Below are 16,590 nucleotides of genomic sequence, written 5' to 3'. Positions count from 1 at the left end.
AGGTTAGAAATCCGGCCGCGCGAGAGCGTATCCGGATTTTGTTTTTCCCCGTCCACAATCAGGGACTAATTGCAAAAAAGTATGCTGAAAGGTGTGGTATTAAGCACAATCTCAATGCATTATATACTTTCAAAGCTTTTCAGCATGCTGAAAAGGCGATTTGTGAGTCTAATTGCAAAAAAAGTATGCTGAAAGTGGTTGGCTTGTAGCGGATTTAGATTGGTGGTTTGGCGGAAAGACAGGGGGCCTGCCTTACCTGACTAAATGCAGTTATATCAAATAGTTGGATAGTTCCAAAGTTCAATAGTGTCGAATTAGTGCCAAATATCCGATGCCAGATTTTGGCTCTGACTGCTTGCCTCTGCAAGCAGTATCCAATCGCTACTGCGAAGTTAGTCGTTTTCCCGAGACGGACAAGTCCGAGAGTTCATTTTAGGGATTTCTAACACTTTGATTCACACTCCTTATAGCTGGCTTGTAGGTGTATATCTCTCAATATCGACAGCCGGGAGCTTGCTCCCTTTGGCGACAACCTCCACCATGAACGCATCGACATCCTCTTTTGTCATCTTCTTCCTTATGAAGGCATAATACAGGAAGTCGAGAGTTGTCAGATATGTAATCTGATTCAGACTGCAATACTCTTTTATATCCCTGAGGTTGCTGCTTCCAAGCACATCCTTATTATCACGGCAATACACCATGCAGGCGCTCTCACCCTTGCCCAACAACAATGTGTTGCGCAGCCGGGCATATTCAAACCTTGATTCTCCTTTCGGTTCAAACTTTACGTTGGTAATCCGAGCGGCAAAGAATGTCAGGGTATTGTCAATCTGTGTTTTCATCGCCCTGCTCACCGTCACCTCATCGTAAACCACATCCAGTATCAGGTATTGATACTCTGGGAATATGTCCGGCAACAGGCTGAACTGACCTGCCTTGACAACGTGGATTATCACATCGGCGTCAAGCACGATTTTAGTCTTCGCTGTCATTGATGCCGATTTTATGTAATAGTTCCATGTAGTGACCCTCGGAAATTTTATCCCCGTCGAAAAGTCGGCGGGCTTTCTCTCCGAAATCGCCTATGACAAGATTCTCATTGCCCGGTTCATACAGAGCCGTGTCATAGCCATACTCCCTTGCGGTTTTCTTAACCGGGTATTTCCTGAACGCATCTCGCTCATTGCGGTCAATCAGTTTCAGATCATACAGGCGGTTGAGCACTGCGGAATATGATACCGAGAAATAATGTCCGATACGCAACACAGATGCCAGCGACACCCGGCCTGCCATCAATTCATTGTCGGGAATCATTTGCCTCACACCGTCTGCCGGCATTAGAAACATCAGAGCAAAAGCATCGGCGCATTGCTCCACATCGTTTTTCTTGCCCTCGGCCATGCAGTTGTGTGGCATGGGATTCGGGTCGATATAAAGATGATAGAGTTCATGGGCGATGGTGAAATGCTGTCGACACCGGGGATGATTGGAGTTGACCAGCATAAAACGTCTGTCGTCGCTTTTGAGACTCATGCCCGAAAAATCATCTGACAACGGTCTGTAAATAGTCAGCACGTTCAGCTTAAATAGTAGGCTTTTGAGATTGACAGCCTCGCTGTCGCTCAATCCGGTCATCTGACGAAATTTGGAGACCTGACTCTCCACGAGATTCAATAACGACGCTTTCATCTTGCCTCAATCGCCTCCATTTTAAGATATGACTTTACAATATCTTTGAAGCGACGGATTTCAGCGTTATCTTCCGGCGCGATGCCCTCGATGCGGAACGCAGATGCAAGAATCAAGGCATCCACATTCTCGTTTTCCTCAAACAGCATCGTCATGTCGCAACCGAAGAAATCGCTTGCGTTCTCGATTACATCGTATGGCATCTCACGGTCACCCGATTCATAATTGCTATAAGCAGAGCGGGTAATGCCGAGAGCCTGTGCTACCTCATCCTGCGTATATCGGGCTGTTTCCCTGAGTTTCTTCAAGTTTCGTGCGATTGTCTTATCCATATCGTGTCTGTATTGTGTGGCAAAGTTGCTAAATTATTTTCATATTACAACGATTTGCCACGACATATTGTTGTAGTAATCCTTTATTTTGCTCTGACGAAAGCGGTGGGTGGCAAGGCTGTCTTGCTGTGTTGGAGGCGTAATGCCGGAAGATTTCAAGCACTTCCTTCAATTGAAAATTGACGAAGTCTTTTAAAATAAACTCGCCTTGAGTCAAATGCACCCCGGCATGAGCTTTGCAGTAGGCCAAACGCCGCTTAAAGGACGAGAAGAAAGCCAAAACCCCAAAAACCAAAAATTCACTAAAAGAATCGAGGGTGTGTCAAAATAGACGCGCCCTCGTGGACTTGGTCATCTTAATAAAACAACCCTTGCGGTTGCACTATCTCCTCTCCACGGGCGATAACATGCAACCCACAAGGGGTATCCTGATACATATTTCCTAACCACGGGTGACGCTACGCTCACCCGCGGTTACACACATGGAATGCCTTCGGCATACCATTATCCCGGATCAGCTGCAAGACATGGTTGAGCTGTTAAAAACTATCCGGGGAATAGATTATTTCTTTTTATCTGGATGATTCTTTTTGTATTGTTTATGGTAGTAGCCTCCGATTAGTCCTCCGATAATTCCTGCTACGACCGGGAGGTATGCGTAAAGTGGAAGATTCATAATTGTTTTGAATTTAAAGTTTTATAATTAAATGATTTATATAGTCTTGTGAGTATTAGGGTTGGGCATTAACCATTATGTATTATTCCCCAGGCCCGATGTTTAAAGGGATTTGTATTGCTTGCGGCATTTTATGTACTGAAAAAGGAATACAAAGCCACCGGCCATAAGCGAGCGAACAATGAGCGGATATGTTTCCATATCATAAAATAGTGAGCAAACAAAGCAAAAACATGACAATATAGAGAAATATCGGCACAGCACTTTACTTCGACATTTCTCAACTACATATCTTTGTATCAAGCCGGGATACTCGGCGTTGTAGGACTTGATCGACATTTTTAGAACCAACGGATAGAGGCCGGCGCAAATAAAAGTGAGTGCCAAGCCGATACTCGCAGTAATAAAATATGGAGTAGAAAAGTAGTGATCTATATCGCGACCGCCTATCAAGTCTATGACAATTGATAGAATTAAAATCGCGGCGATTATCACGAAATATTCAAGGCATATTTTTAATCCATAAATAAGACTCTCTTTCATGTCATTAATCATTGATTCATGATGTAAAGTTACTAAAATAATATCTCGTGTCAAATTAAATCATCTCTTACATTCAAAATAGGTTGCGGCAAGAGCGTCGATGAGGTTGAAGCGTGTGTGAAAAAGTTCGGATATCCTTGCCGACATATCTTTGTTGCGACAATCGCTTTTAAATAGATTGTCCTGCATCGTTTTAATTTTCAGAATGTCGTTTTCGTGTTCAAGCTTGAGCAGTTGGTTTCTTTTATTCATGAAAATATACGCTGCAACACCTGATATAGCCAACAGCATGGCAATGAATATGGCTATATTGGTGCGATTTCGTGCTTCGGCGGCCTCGATTCGGGCATTTCTCGTAGCGGAATCATATTTGAGGTTGAGGGCAAGGCTGCTTTCTTCAAGCTTGCGCTCTTTCATCGTATTGCCTGCTGCGATGTTACGTAGGCTGTCGACTCTTGCAAGTTCGGCTTTGCGCCCCATTTTCTCAAGAATATCATACTCGACATTACGGCAAAGGGCTTCATCGGTATTGTTGCGAGGAAGCTTATTAGCCTGTTGTATCAGCATATATGCACTGTCGAGTTCGTTTATGTGGTAATAGGCATGCGCCCAATGCGCAAGAGTATTGACTGAAATATTCTTTCCGTCATATATCGAATGCCATATATCTATTGCCTTTCTTGATTGTCGGTCAGAGTCGTAACACCTTGCCAGTTGGTCAAAAAAGAATATTTTGTAACTGTCGTGTGCATTGGCTATCACCTCCGGTTCCATTGCAATAAGAGAATCGAGCGCTGAGCTGTAATCTCTTTTAGCCACATATCCTCCTACAATGGCCATGCGCGCATCACGGATCTTATTTTGCCAATTCAATTTCCTGAATATTGCAAGTGCCTTATCGGCATAATGTTTGCTTACTGTGCCGTTAAATCCTTGCTCATATACATTTGAAAGGAAAAGATATATTATCCCAAGGTCAACATTGTCGTTCAACTGTATGGCTAAAAATTCAGCATCCTTCAACAACTCAATACGGGTACCGGATTTCCTCTACGCTTGGCTTCAGCCGACTTGGCAATCAGCCATTTTACTTCATTTTCATCAAGAGCACCTGTAAATATCTTGTCGCCTTCGGCAATTCCTGTCGAATCAAGCGGAAACTGATTGCCATAGATTAATCGTGTGTAGAGGTACAACAATTGTTGTCGTGCTATTTGGTCTTCTGACATATTTGTAGTGTCCATGTAAACCAATATTGCAACGGTAGAGTCGGGCTGTTCGATTATAAGCGATTCCGCTTGTGAGAGTTGTTTTTCGGCACTGTTATCGGAGCAAGCAGCAAAGATGCTTGTAAAGAGCACAATCACAAGCATGCCGAAAAGCGAATATAAAGTGTTGATGTTTCTGTCGTTCATTCGATGCAAGAGGCTCACTAATAGCCGACTCAATAGCAAAGGTAACAATAATTGCCGATGCAAGGGACATTAAGAGCCGTTAATATTTATTGTCGGACCGGCTCTAATGCCTTCAATCATTAACGTAGAAGCCCCGACATCACTGCCGAGGCTCCACATCTTGCATGAATTAATAAGTTTAGAATCGTGATTTTTCAGAGTTGCCGGCTCCTGTGCCGCGGTAGCGGTCGCGGGTCGTATTGAAGCGATATTGGAGAGTTAGCATCACCGATCGACCCGGAGAGAAATTTTTCTGAACAATGTGTACTGCGTCATTATACATAATCGCGTCATTCTGCGAGGAGTTGAACATATCCTTTGCTTCGAGGGTCACGCTTAATGTGTTGTTGACAAAACCTTTGTATATCTTGGCGTTGACATACCAGGGAGTATTGGAGAGTTTCATATTGTTGTCCCATTGAGTTGTCATAAGCTGTGCATCAACATTCAGCCAGATGTCGAGTGGAAGATGCACGGCGTTCTGCCACTGAAAAAGGAAGCCCGGAGTGTTCATTTTCATCGGTTTGCCGTTGACGGGTAGGGTGAGCCATTGCTTCATTACGCCTATATTTACGCGTGGCTGCCATATACCGACATTGAATTGTCCTCCCGCGAATGCCTGAAAATAGTGACGGCGGTCGAGATTGGCAGTCCTGATAATGGTAGCCTCTCCGTCGGGACCGTAGGGCTCGGTGGTGTGGTACACGCCGTCCTTGAAGTAGGTGTAGGATAACTGAGCGAAGAACTGACTCCACTGTGCCACATATTCCAATGTCTGCATTTTTGTCGGCTTCAGATAAGGATTCCCCGTTTCAAAAGTGAGGCGGTTGATGTAGCTGACGGCCCCATCGAGTTGTCCGTAGCCGGGGCGTACTGTCTTTCCCGAATAGTTCAAGCCCATTCTGACCTGACCTATCTTCGTGGCGACATTAAGCGAGGGGAATAGATTGTCGTAGGTTTTGCTTTGGCCGTCGCGGAGTTGGCCCATCTCGTAATAATTAAATTCTACATGTTCGTAACGCAGTCCCACCCCGATATTGAAGCGGCCTAATTGCTGTGCGATCTCCACAAATGCGGCGATGTTGCTTTCGTCCACTCGGTTGTCGGCATCAGGCACTTCGGTGATGTTGGCTGTAAAGATGTTGGTAGTGCGTGTACAGGTATATTCTTCGCCCGCCTGTAGACGGCCGTGCCATAGCGGATGACTCACTACGAGCTTTTCGGCAAACATGCGGTTGTGGTTGATTGAGAGAGTGTTGACCGTGCGGTCTTCTCCCATTTCGCTGAGTTCGTCACTCAATGAAAGCTCCCGACTCTTATACCACAGATAATCAGCATTAAAATCGATGGATAACTTGCCTGCTTGCCCGTTGTAATACAGGTTGACATAGTGTCGCGGTAAGGCCGTGGATCTATTATTGACATCGGAGTCGTAACAGTCAATCAAAATGCCGTTTTGCCACACTTCGCTTGGAATGGTGCCTGTGGAGTGGTGACGGTTCCAACTGTTCTGATAATATGCGCCGATACTGTGGCGGTCATTGAACATGTAGGAAAAGCCGATTTTTCCGGTCATGTCGTTGTAGAACTGTTTGCCGATTGTTTGAAATGCCTGATTGTAAGTTCCAATTGAGGTTGTCGTGGTCATTTCATTAGAACGGTTGTCGCGATTATCGCCGTACCACCATCCATAATTGGCAAACAGTTCGAGCCCGCGTGTGCGATATTTCACATCGATTGAGTTGCCTGTGCGGAAATAGTGCTGAAAGCCGTTGTCGATGCGGATCGTTCCGCTGAATCCATCGCCTTTCGGAGGCTTGGTGCGTATCAGAATTACTGATTTTACATTTGCCGCATAGGCCGCACCGGGATTGGTTATCACCGATACATTTTTCATATCCTGTGAATTCAGTTGGGCAAGTTCCTGACGGTCGTTTACCTTGCGTCCGTTGATATAGATTTCGGGAGTTCCTTTGCCGAAGACTTCCAGCGTGCCTCCGTTGTCAACGACCATGGGAATACGTGCCAGCACATCATTGGCGGTTCCGGCTATGGCGAGTGAGGTGCCATCGATGTCGGTAACGAGTGCATTGCCTTTCATCGTAGTGGAAGGGCGTGTGACACTCACTACAACTTCTCGGAGCGTCACGGTTGTGGGGACAAGTTTAATTGTGCCTAAGTTGCCGGAATTTGGTATAGATGAGGTGTATGTTTCGTAGCCTACAAAAGATATTTTGGCGGTAAGCTTGCCTTGGATGTAGGTGTTCAATGAAAAGGCTCCGGCAGTATCGGTTACCGTCCCTGTCACGTAGATTGAGTCGTGATATAACACTACGTTTACGTAGTCGAGCGGAGTCCCGTTTTCTCCGACCACTAAGCCTCTTATCTCACGGCAAAAAGCTGTAGTCACTGCTGTCATAGCAATGATGAGCGTGATAATCCGTTTCATATTGCCTATTTTAATCGTTTTTTAAGTTCAATGAGAGCATCAATCATGCTCCCGTCCATGTCGATGCCTTTTTCTTCCAACTTGTCACTTATCATTTGCTTGGTGTCGCCAAGGACATTGGAGTCGAGCTCTTCCCATGTGTAAACCTCCGAGCAGTCATCGTTGGTGGTGACGCGTGCATTGTGTTCAACTTTATTGCCGGTTGAGTCGGTGACATAGTATATGATTACAGCTTGGAATCGGTTGTCGTCGAGGGCGCGTACATCGGATTTACCAATGTATTCTACATTGGGAATAGAGTCAAGACGCGATAGCGTAGCTTGTTCGAGATTTCGGTCTTTTAAATCTCCTTTGCCGGTTGAGCATGAAGAGAGGAGGATAGAAGCCATCAAAAATGCGATGGCGAGGATGGTGATTTTTGATTTCATTTTACATCAGTTTTTAGTGATTCTTTTCTTTGTGAGCAAAGCGTCTTGCGACTATTACTGATGCAAAATTACATCTGAACGGATTTTAACTGCAAATGTGAAAGTCTTAATACGAAAGATGCAACATGCTGAATATCAGTGGTTGCATCTTTTAAAACTTTAAATGAAGTGTTGCGCGATTTAAATGACCTCTTAACTTTGCAGGAATCTTACGATGTCCTCCTTCTCGGGCACTCCGAGCTTCTTTCTTATCGAGGATTTCCTGACATAGACAGTCGATGTTGTCTGTCCGGTTATCACGCTTATCTCCTTGGTTGAGAAACCGGCTACCATAAGCACGATTATCTGTTCCTCCTTCGGGCTGAGGATGTCACCGTACTTGCCGTGGAGTTTTCCGTAAAATCCCGAATAGAGGTTGTCGATCATTCCGAATACATTTCCCCAGTCTACAAGCTCGCCGTCGATTTTCCCGTCAATGGACGATATTTTGCGCAACATTTCACGATTTTGCTCCGTCGGAGTTTCGGCAACCATCTTGATGATGCCGAGCTGCTTGAGCATGGCGCTGCGCAGCACCGACGAATCGGCAATCTCCGATTCGCGTGTCGCGGGTGCCGAGCGATACTCGTCGACCATTTTCTGCAACGCCTCGATGCGTTCTTCATTTTCACGCTCACGTTGGCGGTGAATTATGATAATCCACAAGGCGCCCGCCAATACCAAGAGCGTCACAAGACTTATTATCAGGATTATCACCGTCTTGTGTTCGCTTTCAGCTTTCAGAGCCAAAGCCCAGTTCTGCTGATGTAACGCACCGCGCTCCGACTCCCACTGCGAGGCTTTCATGCGGTTGTAGCGTTCGCCCTGGCGGTTGTTGAGGCCGTTTATGTGCATCAGTTTGATGCGGCCGGTCTGCGTGAAGTCAATTATGGCATGGAGCAGGTTGCTGTAGCTGCGGAAGTAAGTATCGTCGTCACCTCTTAATTTTATTGCCAAACTGTCGGCCAATGCAAGGTGTCGCGATGCTCGTGTTATATCGCCGGAGTTCAGTGCATTTATGGCATACTGAAAATGAAGATAGTCGGCGGCTCCGTTATCAGGCCCGGCTTTTCGGAATATCTCTTCTATAAGCGCGTCGCTTTCGGCGCTCCTGCTTTTTTCGGTCAGCAACTGTGCCCGTTCAAGTTCAAACATGAAATGCTTGTCGCCCCAGTTGTGATTGCGTGCATAGTCTACAAGTTGGTCCAAAAGATAGAGGGCGGAGTCCGTTTCACCTGCGTATTCGTATGCTGTTAAAAGCATATAGTTGGCCTCGATTTTTCTCAGGGAATCCGTTTCGAGTTCATGTAGCTTTTTCGCGTATGGGATGAGCTGTTGTCCCTGATATTCCGACGCTCCGAGCATTACGCGTATTCTGAGCGTCTGAGTCATTAAAGAATCGGGCACATCGGGCAATCCGGCAAGGGAATCGAGCATGGTCATAGCTCCGGGAGTGTCGCCGACCCAGAATTTGTACCAGGCCAGGACGATGCCGCTTCTGATGTCCCTCACCAAGTCTTTACCGCGATAATAATCATGAGCATATACTATAAGAGAATCTCCAATCATTGAACGGTTGCGCTTCAGATGTCCGTATCCTTTAATGAAATGGTATTTTGCCCGTAAGGAGTCTATTTTAAGTTCGGAGGCATCGATTGCATCCAGCATTGACAATGCGCTGTCAGGATTGCTCAGCATCATCTTTTCGGCTTGGTCAATCTCTTTATCGTATTGTGACATTGACTTCGAGCATGAAGCAGTGCCTAATGCGACAATAGCTACTAATACATATATAAGTTTTCTCATTATTCGGGTTCCTCCGTAGTCTTAACCTTGTTGCAGGCTATGCAGAAATCATTGGATTTTTATTCCGCATTGGATGTTCAAGTACAAAATTACGAAAAATCGGCGACACCCCGGTCATACAGTCTGATTATATTGCTCTAAAAGTCTTTTTATTTATATATGCCCGACGAAATCGATACTCAGTTATAGATTAAATGTGAAGTATGGTCGGCAAGCTGACGAATTGTGCTGTAAATCGCTGATTTACCGATTGCTTTTCGTATATTTGCAATTACAACTAAGACACCAATGAACGAAATAGACAACAACATTAGCAACTTGCGGCCTGATAGTGAAAATGAAATCATTCTCTATCAGCCTGATTCAACTCTGTCATTGGATGTCAGAGTTGAGAATGAAACCGTGTGGCTCACACAGGCGCAGATGACAGAACTGTTTCAAACCACAAGAAACAACATCACTCTACATATCCGCAATATATTCAAGGAAGGAGAATTAGAGGAATCTTCAGTATGTAAGGAATCCTTACTAACTGCTGCCGACGGCAAAAGATATAAGACCAAGTTCTATTCGCTTGATGTCATAATATCAGTTGGTTATAGGGTAAAATCAATACGTGGCACTCAGTTCCGTCAATGGGCCAACAAGGTATTGAAAGATTATCTATTGCGAGGTTACAGCGTCAACCAGCGACTTCTTTATATGGAAAGCCGCATTGACCACCGCCTGTTGGAGCATGATAAAAGGCTCGATGACCTGACTGGCAAGGTCGACTTCTTCCTTAAGACATCGTTGCCTCCCCGAGAGGGCGTTCTTTTCGATGGACAGATATTCGATGCATACGTTTTTGTCTGCGACCTCATAAAACGAGCCCGTAAACGCATCGTCCTTATTGACAATTATATCGATGAAACAGTTCTGACTTTGCTGAACAAGCGCAATAGAGGAGTCCTTGCTACTGTATATACAAAGAGGATTGACGATAATTTGCGTCTGGATATAGAACGGCATAATGACCAATATAAGCCTGTAAATGTGCGCACAGCCTATAATATTCATGACCGCTTCTTGATTATAGACGATACTCTTTACCATATAGGAGCATCCATAAAAGACCTCGGCAAGAAACTTTTTGCGTTCTCCCAAATGGAAACCTCTCCGAATGTAATCCTCGACAATATCTGAGCTCGCAATCACGAAAGACAGACAACCCTGACATCACTGCCGAGGTTACCTCTCTTTGTCTATGTATGATCAAGCTGTCTATTAAGTTCAAATAGACAAGTTATTTGAATTTGCAAATTGTCAGCGTGTCAGCCTGAGTCGCGTTTGACTTTTGTAATGCTTTGATTTGGACATCAGCCATTCCAGACTGACGATATTGCTCATAACCCCGTGTCGTAACGACAACCCTTTTCTCTAAACTGCATGAGTTAAAGACAAGTGACAATACTATGATCAATACGATTTTCATCATGTCATTTATTAAAGATTACTTTCCGGTACCGAAGCGCGAAGTGTCGATGCTGTTGCTCTCTTTGGGTTTGAAGCCGTTGAACCGCCAGATGAATGTCAGTTTGAAATTTCGTGTCATGTCATGAACCTTCATTCGGTAGTCCTGACCTGCATGGCTGATGGTCATAGTCGGCGACCATTTGTTGAATATGTCATCTTCCTTCAAATCGAGTTCACAGCAACGCTTTTTCCCGAACAGCCATTTTACTCCGGCGTCTATTTTCCATATAGCCGACAAGTCGGCTATGCCTTGCAATGATGGAGATATGTAGCTGAAATCAATCGATACAGATACAGGGCAATTTTGGCTGAACTTGAATGAATTGGTAAGAGAGCCATAAAATATCCATTTGCTGTTGTCAAAGCTGATGTCATGAAAATGATTTGCCTTGGCGCGCCGATTCATAATGTTTGCTGTAGCCGTGGCGTTCCAGATATATCCCACTCCGAAAGGCGCATTAAGATTAAGTCCTGCCACTCGCTCATAGTTCATGTTGATGGTCTGATATATTAGATTCAGAGCATCGGGCGACTGGTAAGGTAATTGCACCATCGCTTTGTCACCATATTGAAAATACAGTGTCGCTACATATTTCTGTCGAAGAATGTAGTTGAATTGCGCGTCATATTGGATATAAGGTTGTAGCTTAGGGTTTCCTATGATTGTTGAGTAGTCGTTGATGTGGCTCGTACCGCCATGCAGTTCCCAATATGATGGATAAATGCGCTGGGCGTCGAAATTGAGTTGGAATATGCTTTTAGGCGTTTTGTAATATGTGGCTCCAAGCTGAGGGATAAAATTCCAGTTGTGCTGATATTTGTTGTGATAATATTCGCCCTTTGCCGAGGCATTGAATGTCAGTCCCCAGTCGAACGACCGTTGGGTACCAACGTAAAAACTTGCCACATCCTCGTTGAGAATATCATCGAAATCAGGATTATCGGCCATACCAACAATGCCATAGTGTTGCGAACTGTGGTCTTTAGAGTGCTGATACTCCGCTCCATAGTTAAGCTGCCATTTGCCGAACTGATGCTCTTGGTCGACATACACATGCCATCGGTTTATGTCCTGACGGTTTTCCGAGCCAAGCAGATAATCAGTATCCTTAAACAATGACTGGGAACGGTTTTCAGAATAACAGGTATAGTCGCCGCCAACAGTCATACCGAAAGGTGCGGCGTAACGAAGGGCGATGTTATGATAGCCAACAGGCGACAGCATATTATATGCATTCGTATAGTTACCCAAGGTGCCCGATGAAAGATTCCAACTCTTTGAATCGGAGACAATCTGACCGTTATAAGTAAGTTTGAGCGTCTTCCATGATGCGGAGGCGAATATGGTATTGCTCCAGTTATGACCGATGCGCCGCATATCGTCCTCAATAATTGTGCGCTTGCCGTCATATAGATGATTCGACCAAGTTTCCTCACGGCTCCACGATTTATTGCTAGTTAGTCCGTAGTTCAAATCAAAAGACCAGTCTTTGATTGCGTATGTTGCTGCAAGAACGCCCCCATAAGAGCCGTAATGTGCTTGGTTGTATCCGGCTCTGACCTGTCCTTGCAGACCGTCGAGAGGCGTGGGCGTTTTCAGCACTACGTTGATTACGGCGCCGTTGACATGATATTTTGCCGGAGCCGAGTACATCACCTCGACATTCTTCAGCCTGTCAACGGGTGTGGTATAGAGCAGTTGATAAAGATTCTGGAGCGGCATATTGGCCAATTCGCCATTGAGAATAATGGTAACATTGGATGCGCCCGTGAGCCATATCATGCCGTTGTTATTCATTACACCGGGCAGGTAGCCAAGGGCTTCGAGGATATTGTCTACAGGCTTGTCCTTGACTATACCCGGTAAGTCAACGATCATGACGCCGTCCTCTGCTCTGACCTGTGGTTTCTCGACATTGACGACAACCTCATCGAGTTGTCGAGAGGAGATGGTATCAGGTGTTTCCGTCTGGGCCGAAGCACACATGGCGCATAGCAATGCGATAATGAACGTGGCTGCTTGTTTCATATCCATGTCTTTTTGTTTGGTTTCTGATGCAAAATTACAGGCGTGTGGCACTACTTATGCAATCCTCAACCTTATTTAGTCTTAAACGCTCCCTTATTTAGACTTAAATGCCTGGTGTATAATGAAAATGCGCCGACTTTTCGCGTTGCAGCATCGCTGCTATCGTGGGGCGGGCAGGGCATAAATAGAAAGCCCTGTGAGCGAGTCGCTTACAGGGCTTGCGGAGAGGACGAGATTCGAACTCGTGGTAGGATTGCTCCTACGTCAGTTTAGCAAACTGGTGGTTTCAGCCACTCACCCACCTCTCCATGCTGAAGTGTCTTTTCTGACTTAGCGGTGCAAAGTTAGTCAGAAGATTTTAATTTTGCAAACTTTTCAATGCTAAAAGTTTCCCACAAATTGGCCTCAGTTTACAATATCAGGCTTAACTATCAGTGGCACAATGTCAAGTAAGTTATCAACAATGTGCTGTGGCCGGTTTATTGCCGGGAATTTATCCCATTCCTGCCGATGAATGTTGATGCCCGATGTGTCGGCGAGGGCTATTGTTGTCCAATTATGCCGGTTGGGCCACACGAAATCCTTGGCGGGATTGTCGCCTATATAAGTGTATTCATTATCGGACCCCGCTTGCGCTACCAGTAGTTCAAATGGCTTACCTGACAGCTTGTCGCCTCCTACGGCTTCCGATATTATTATGTTTTCGGGTTTCACTATTCGGTTCAAGCCAAGAGCCTTGATCTTGTTGTTCTGCGATGTCACGCGCCCGTCGGTTATTATGGCCAACTCTACGTTATGTGCCTGGAGCATTTCGATTGTGCGCTTCGTGTCGGCCGATAACTTAAGGGTGGGGGGATGATTGCGGTAGGTGTCGACAAGCCACGCTACATCTTCGGTTATGGGTATGGCGGTGTGGGATATGTAACGCAAAAGGTTGTCAAAAGGATTGCCGGCCGACATCATGGCTCCAACCATAGCATCGTAATCGAGCGCATAGCGATGCGACAAATCTCGGGCTATGTAGCTGAATGCCGACACGACATAGTCATGCTCGTGATATAGGGTGTCGTCAAGGTCAAATACGGCAATTCGGTGGCGTGACATCATCCTCGTAATATGCGGTGCAACTCATCGATTACGCGTGATATCTGCTCGTCGGTAAGCACCGATCCGCTCGGTAGGCACAGTCCGGTTTCAAACAGGTGTTGTGACACATTGCCGCCGTAGTAGGGAGCGTCACGGAATATGGGCTGCATCTGCATCGGACGCCACAACAGGCGAGTTTCGATTTTGGCATTCAACATTGCCACTCTCACATCCTCGGGTGTAAATCCGGTGGCCGGGTCGATTAGTATAGTCGATAGCCAGAAGTTTGAGTCAAACTCTTCAGTGGGATTGCATTGCACTGTCACTCCGGCGAGATTGGAAAGTCCCTCTTTGTACAATTGGTGTATAGCACGACGACGCGCCACACGCTCAGGCAGAACATCCATCTGGCCACATCCTACACCTGCGCTGACATTGCTGAGGCGGTAGTTGTAGCCGATGTGCTCGTGATAGTAGTAGGGGCGGTTTTCTCGTGCCTGCGTTGCGAAGAACAGCACACGACGGGCCGACTCTTCATCGGGGCATATCAGTGCGCCGCCTCCCGATGTGGTTATTATCTTGTTTCCGTTGAAGCTCAATGCTCCGTAGTTGCCGATGGTGCCGCATTTCTTTCCGTGATATTCCGACCCGAGGGCTTCGGCGGCATCTTCCAATACGGGTATGCCGTAGTGAGCGGCTATCTCGATTATTTCATTCATCTTGGCCGGCATTCCGTAAAGATGAACCGGAATTATGGCCTTGGGATAGCGTCCCGTGGCGCGGTGACGGGCCACAATGGCCTCCTCCAGTGCAGCTGGCGACATGTTGTAGGTGTCGGGCTCGCTGTCTACAAATACGGGGTGTGCGCCTTGATAGCATATAGGGTTGGCGCTTGCCGAGAATGTAAGCGCCTGGCATATCACCTCGTCGCCGGCCTCGACTCCGAGCACAACCAGTCCAAGGTGCAGTGCGGCCGTGCCGGCACTTAAGGCCACGATTTCCTTATTGCCGCTTAAATAGTTTTCCAGTCGTCGTTCAAATTCATCGACATTGGGCCCGAGGGGCACTACCCAGTCGCCCACAAATGCCTTGTTGACCCATTCTATTTCGGTTGTGCCTATGTGAGGCAGCGATAACTTTATCATTTCCATAATAAATGCGTTTTTACAGTCATTTACCAATGCAGTGGTACTCAAATCCCTCCTCGGCAAGTTCGGCTGGATCGTATATGTTGCGTCCGTCAACGATTATGTTGCCGCGCATCACCTTGTGCAGTACGTTCCATGACGGTACTCTGAATTGCTTCCACTCGGTCATCAGTGCTATTGCGTCGGCATCCACTGCCGTGTCATACATGTCGAGGGCATACTCGATGCGGTCGCCCAGTCGTCGGCGTGCTTCGGGCACGGCCACGGGGTCGTAGGCCACGACGGTGGCTCCGGCTTCGAGAAGCTTCTCGATTACAACAAGCGCGGGAGCCTCGCGCATGTCGTCGGTTTCAGGCTTGAAGGCAAGTCCCCACATGCCTATGCGTCGGCCTTTAAGGTCGCCTAGGGCATCTTTAAGCTTACGGAACACGATTGATTTTTGGAGTTCGTTGACCTCCTCGACAGCCTCAATTATGCGCATCTTGTAGCCATGCTCCTTTCCTGTGTGTATTAGCGCCTTTACATCCTTGGGGAAGCATGAACCGCCGTATCCGCAGCCGGCATAGAGGAACTTGTTGCCTATTCTCACATCGGTGCCTATGCCTTTGCGCACCATGTTTACATCGGCACCCACAAGCTCACACAGGTTGGCTATGTCGTTCATGAACGATATGCGTGTCGCCAGCATTGAGTTGGCTGCATATTTTGTCATCTCGGCCGATGCGATATCCATGAATATTACGCGGAAATTGTTGAGCAGAAACGGACGATAGAGGCGCTCCATTACTTTGCGTGCGCGGTCACTCTCGATGCCTATTACTACGCGATCGGGCGACATGAAGTCCTTTATCGCGGCTCCTTCTTTTAGAAATTCGGGGTTTGAGGCCACCTCAAAGGGAACCGACATACCACGCTCGGCGAGCTCTCGGTTTATCTCGGCCTTTATTTTGGCTGAAGTGCCCACCGGAACCGTGCTTTTGGTTACGAGTATGGTGTATTTGTTGATGTTGCGGCCGAATGTGCGCGCAACATCAAGCACATATTTCAGGTCGGCGCTGCCGTCCTCGTCGGGAGGCGTGCCCACTGCGCTGAACACTACTTCCACCTCGTCAAGGCACTCTTTAAGGTCGGTGGTGAAATGCAGTCGCCCTTCTTTCACGTTGCGTGACACCAGGTCGTCGAGTCCGGGCTCATATATGGGTATTGTGCCGTTGATGAGGTTGTCGATCTTACGCTTGTCGATGTCGACGCATGTCACATCAATGCCGACCTCGGCAAAACAAGCACCCGATACGAGGCCTACATATCCGGTTCCTACAATTGCTATTTTCATATTCAGCTATAATTTGATGCAAAATTAATGAATAAAATTAATAAATGGGGATGTTGATAT

Annotated in this window: 13 protein-coding genes and 1 tRNA gene; 1 reads left to right on the top strand and 13 read right to left on the bottom strand. The window is 46.5% G+C overall.

The window, feature by feature from the left end; translation table 11 throughout:
* Positions 1-464: 464 nt before the first annotated feature.
* The 8 genes from E7746_RS07565 to E7746_RS07530 form a co-directional block, all read right to left on the bottom strand.
* On the bottom strand, positions 465-995 hold the full coding sequence (locus E7746_RS07565) for a hypothetical protein (protein ID WP_136410385.1): 531 nt from the start codon (positions 993-995) through the stop codon (positions 465-467).
* Positions 979-1,692: an ImmA/IrrE family metallo-endopeptidase gene (locus E7746_RS07560; RefSeq protein ID WP_136410384.1), complete on the bottom strand. Its 714-nt coding sequence runs from the start codon at positions 1,690-1,692 to the stop codon at positions 979-981. Before E7746_RS07560 ends, E7746_RS07565 begins: the two co-directional genes overlap by 17 nt.
* Positions 1,689-2,024: a helix-turn-helix transcriptional regulator gene (locus tag E7746_RS07555; RefSeq protein WP_136410383.1), complete on the bottom strand. Its 336-nt coding sequence runs from the start codon at positions 2,022-2,024 to the stop codon at positions 1,689-1,691. The genes E7746_RS07560 and E7746_RS07555 overlap by 4 nt, the downstream gene beginning before the upstream one ends.
* A gap of 1,279 nt (positions 2,025-3,303) precedes the next feature.
* Positions 3,304-4,083 (bottom strand): hypothetical protein, encoded by a 780-nt coding sequence (locus E7746_RS07550; protein ID WP_136410382.1) that lies wholly within the window; start codon positions 4,081-4,083, stop codon positions 3,304-3,306.
* 179 nt (positions 4,084-4,262) lie between these two features.
* Positions 4,263-4,658, bottom strand: a complete 396-nt coding sequence (locus tag E7746_RS07545) for a hypothetical protein (RefSeq protein ID WP_136410381.1) — start codon at positions 4,656-4,658, stop codon at positions 4,263-4,265.
* A 178-nt stretch (positions 4,659-4,836) separates the two neighbouring features.
* Positions 4,837-7,146, bottom strand: coding sequence for a TonB-dependent receptor domain-containing protein (locus E7746_RS07540; protein ID WP_136410380.1), 2,310 nt, complete (start codon positions 7,144-7,146; stop codon positions 4,837-4,839).
* Positions 7,147-7,151: 5 nt separating this feature from the next.
* Entirely contained in the window at positions 7,152-7,574 is a 423-nt protein-coding gene (locus E7746_RS07535; protein WP_123396879.1) for a hypothetical protein, read from the bottom strand.
* A 192-nt stretch (positions 7,575-7,766) separates the two neighbouring features.
* Entirely contained in the window at positions 7,767-9,353 is a 1,587-nt protein-coding gene (locus E7746_RS07530) for a helix-turn-helix domain-containing protein (RefSeq protein WP_168184332.1), read from the bottom strand.
* Positions 9,354-9,707: 354 nt separating this feature from the next.
* On the opposite strand from E7746_RS07530, the gene rhuM reads away from it, so the two are divergent.
* Positions 9,708-10,604: a RhuM family protein gene (gene rhuM, locus E7746_RS07525; protein WP_136410378.1), complete on the top strand. Its 897-nt coding sequence runs from the start codon at positions 9,708-9,710 to the stop codon at positions 10,602-10,604.
* Positions 10,605-10,911: 307 nt separating this feature from the next.
* Here the strand turns inward: rhuM and E7746_RS07520 are convergent, their stop codons facing one another.
* The 5 genes from E7746_RS07520 to E7746_RS07500 form a co-directional block, all read right to left on the bottom strand.
* Entirely contained in the window at positions 10,912-12,969 is a 2,058-nt protein-coding gene (locus tag E7746_RS07520) for an outer membrane beta-barrel protein (protein ID WP_136410377.1), read from the bottom strand.
* Positions 12,970-13,184: 215 nt separating this feature from the next.
* Positions 13,185-13,271, bottom strand: a tRNA-Ser gene (locus E7746_RS07515).
* Between the two features lie 97 nt (positions 13,272-13,368).
* On the bottom strand, positions 13,369-14,070 hold the full coding sequence (locus tag E7746_RS07510; RefSeq protein ID WP_136410376.1) for an HAD family hydrolase: 702 nt from the start codon (positions 14,068-14,070) through the stop codon (positions 13,369-13,371).
* Complete coding sequence (locus E7746_RS07505) at positions 14,067-15,203, bottom strand: DegT/DnrJ/EryC1/StrS family aminotransferase (protein ID WP_136411317.1); 1,137 nt, start codon at positions 15,201-15,203, stop codon at positions 14,067-14,069. The genes E7746_RS07510 and E7746_RS07505 overlap by 4 nt, the downstream gene beginning before the upstream one ends.
* Positions 15,204-15,219: 16 nt before the next feature.
* Complete coding sequence (locus E7746_RS07500; RefSeq protein WP_136410375.1) at positions 15,220-16,530, bottom strand: UDP-glucose dehydrogenase family protein; 1,311 nt, start codon at positions 16,528-16,530, stop codon at positions 15,220-15,222.
* Between the last annotated feature and the right edge of the window lie 60 nt (positions 16,531-16,590).

The organism is Muribaculum gordoncarteri (assembly GCF_004803695.1).
GTDB classification, from domain to species: domain Bacteria; phylum Bacteroidota; class Bacteroidia; order Bacteroidales; family Muribaculaceae; genus Muribaculum; species Muribaculum gordoncarteri.
The sequence above is the reverse complement of the archived record's forward strand: the minus strand, read 5'-3'. Positions and strand labels throughout refer to the sequence as shown.

What these genes read in the sequence shown, in the direction of transcription:
- E7746_RS07565 (WP_136410385.1), bottom strand. Translation starts at nt 995, where the DNA reads ATGACAGCGAAGACTAAAATCGTGCTTGACGCCGATGTGATAATCCAC.
- E7746_RS07560 (WP_136410384.1), bottom strand. Translation starts at nt 1,692, where the DNA reads ATGAAAGCGTCGTTATTGAATCTCGTGGAGAGTCAGGTCTCCAAATTT.
- E7746_RS07555 (WP_136410383.1), bottom strand. Translation starts at nt 2,024, where the DNA reads ATGGATAAGACAATCGCACGAAACTTGAAGAAACTCAGGGAAACAGCC.
- E7746_RS07550 (WP_136410382.1), bottom strand. Translation starts at nt 4,083, where the DNA reads ATGGCCATTGTAGGAGGATATGTGGCTAAAAGAGATTACAGCTCAGCG.
- E7746_RS07545 (WP_136410381.1), bottom strand. Translation starts at nt 4,658, where the DNA reads ATGAACGACAGAAACATCAACACTTTATATTCGCTTTTCGGCATGCTT.
- E7746_RS07540 (WP_136410380.1), bottom strand. Translation starts at nt 7,146, where the DNA reads ATGAAACGGATTATCACGCTCATCATTGCTATGACAGCAGTGACTACA.
- E7746_RS07535 (WP_123396879.1), bottom strand. Translation starts at nt 7,574, where the DNA reads ATGAAATCAAAAATCACCATCCTCGCCATCGCATTTTTGATGGCTTCT.
- E7746_RS07530 (WP_168184332.1), bottom strand. Translation starts at nt 9,353, where the DNA reads ATGTCACAATACGATAAAGAGATTGACCAAGCCGAAAAGATGATGCTG.
- rhuM (WP_136410378.1), top strand. Translation starts at nt 9,708, where the DNA reads ATGAACGAAATAGACAACAACATTAGCAACTTGCGGCCTGATAGTGAA.
- E7746_RS07520 (WP_136410377.1), bottom strand. Translation starts at nt 12,969, where the DNA reads ATGGATATGAAACAAGCAGCCACGTTCATTATCGCATTGCTATGCGCC.
- E7746_RS07510 (WP_136410376.1), bottom strand. Translation starts at nt 14,070, where the DNA reads ATGATGTCACGCCACCGAATTGCCGTATTTGACCTTGACGACACCCTA.
- E7746_RS07500 (WP_136410375.1), bottom strand. Translation starts at nt 16,530, where the DNA reads ATGAAAATAGCAATTGTAGGAACCGGATATGTAGGCCTCGTATCGGGT.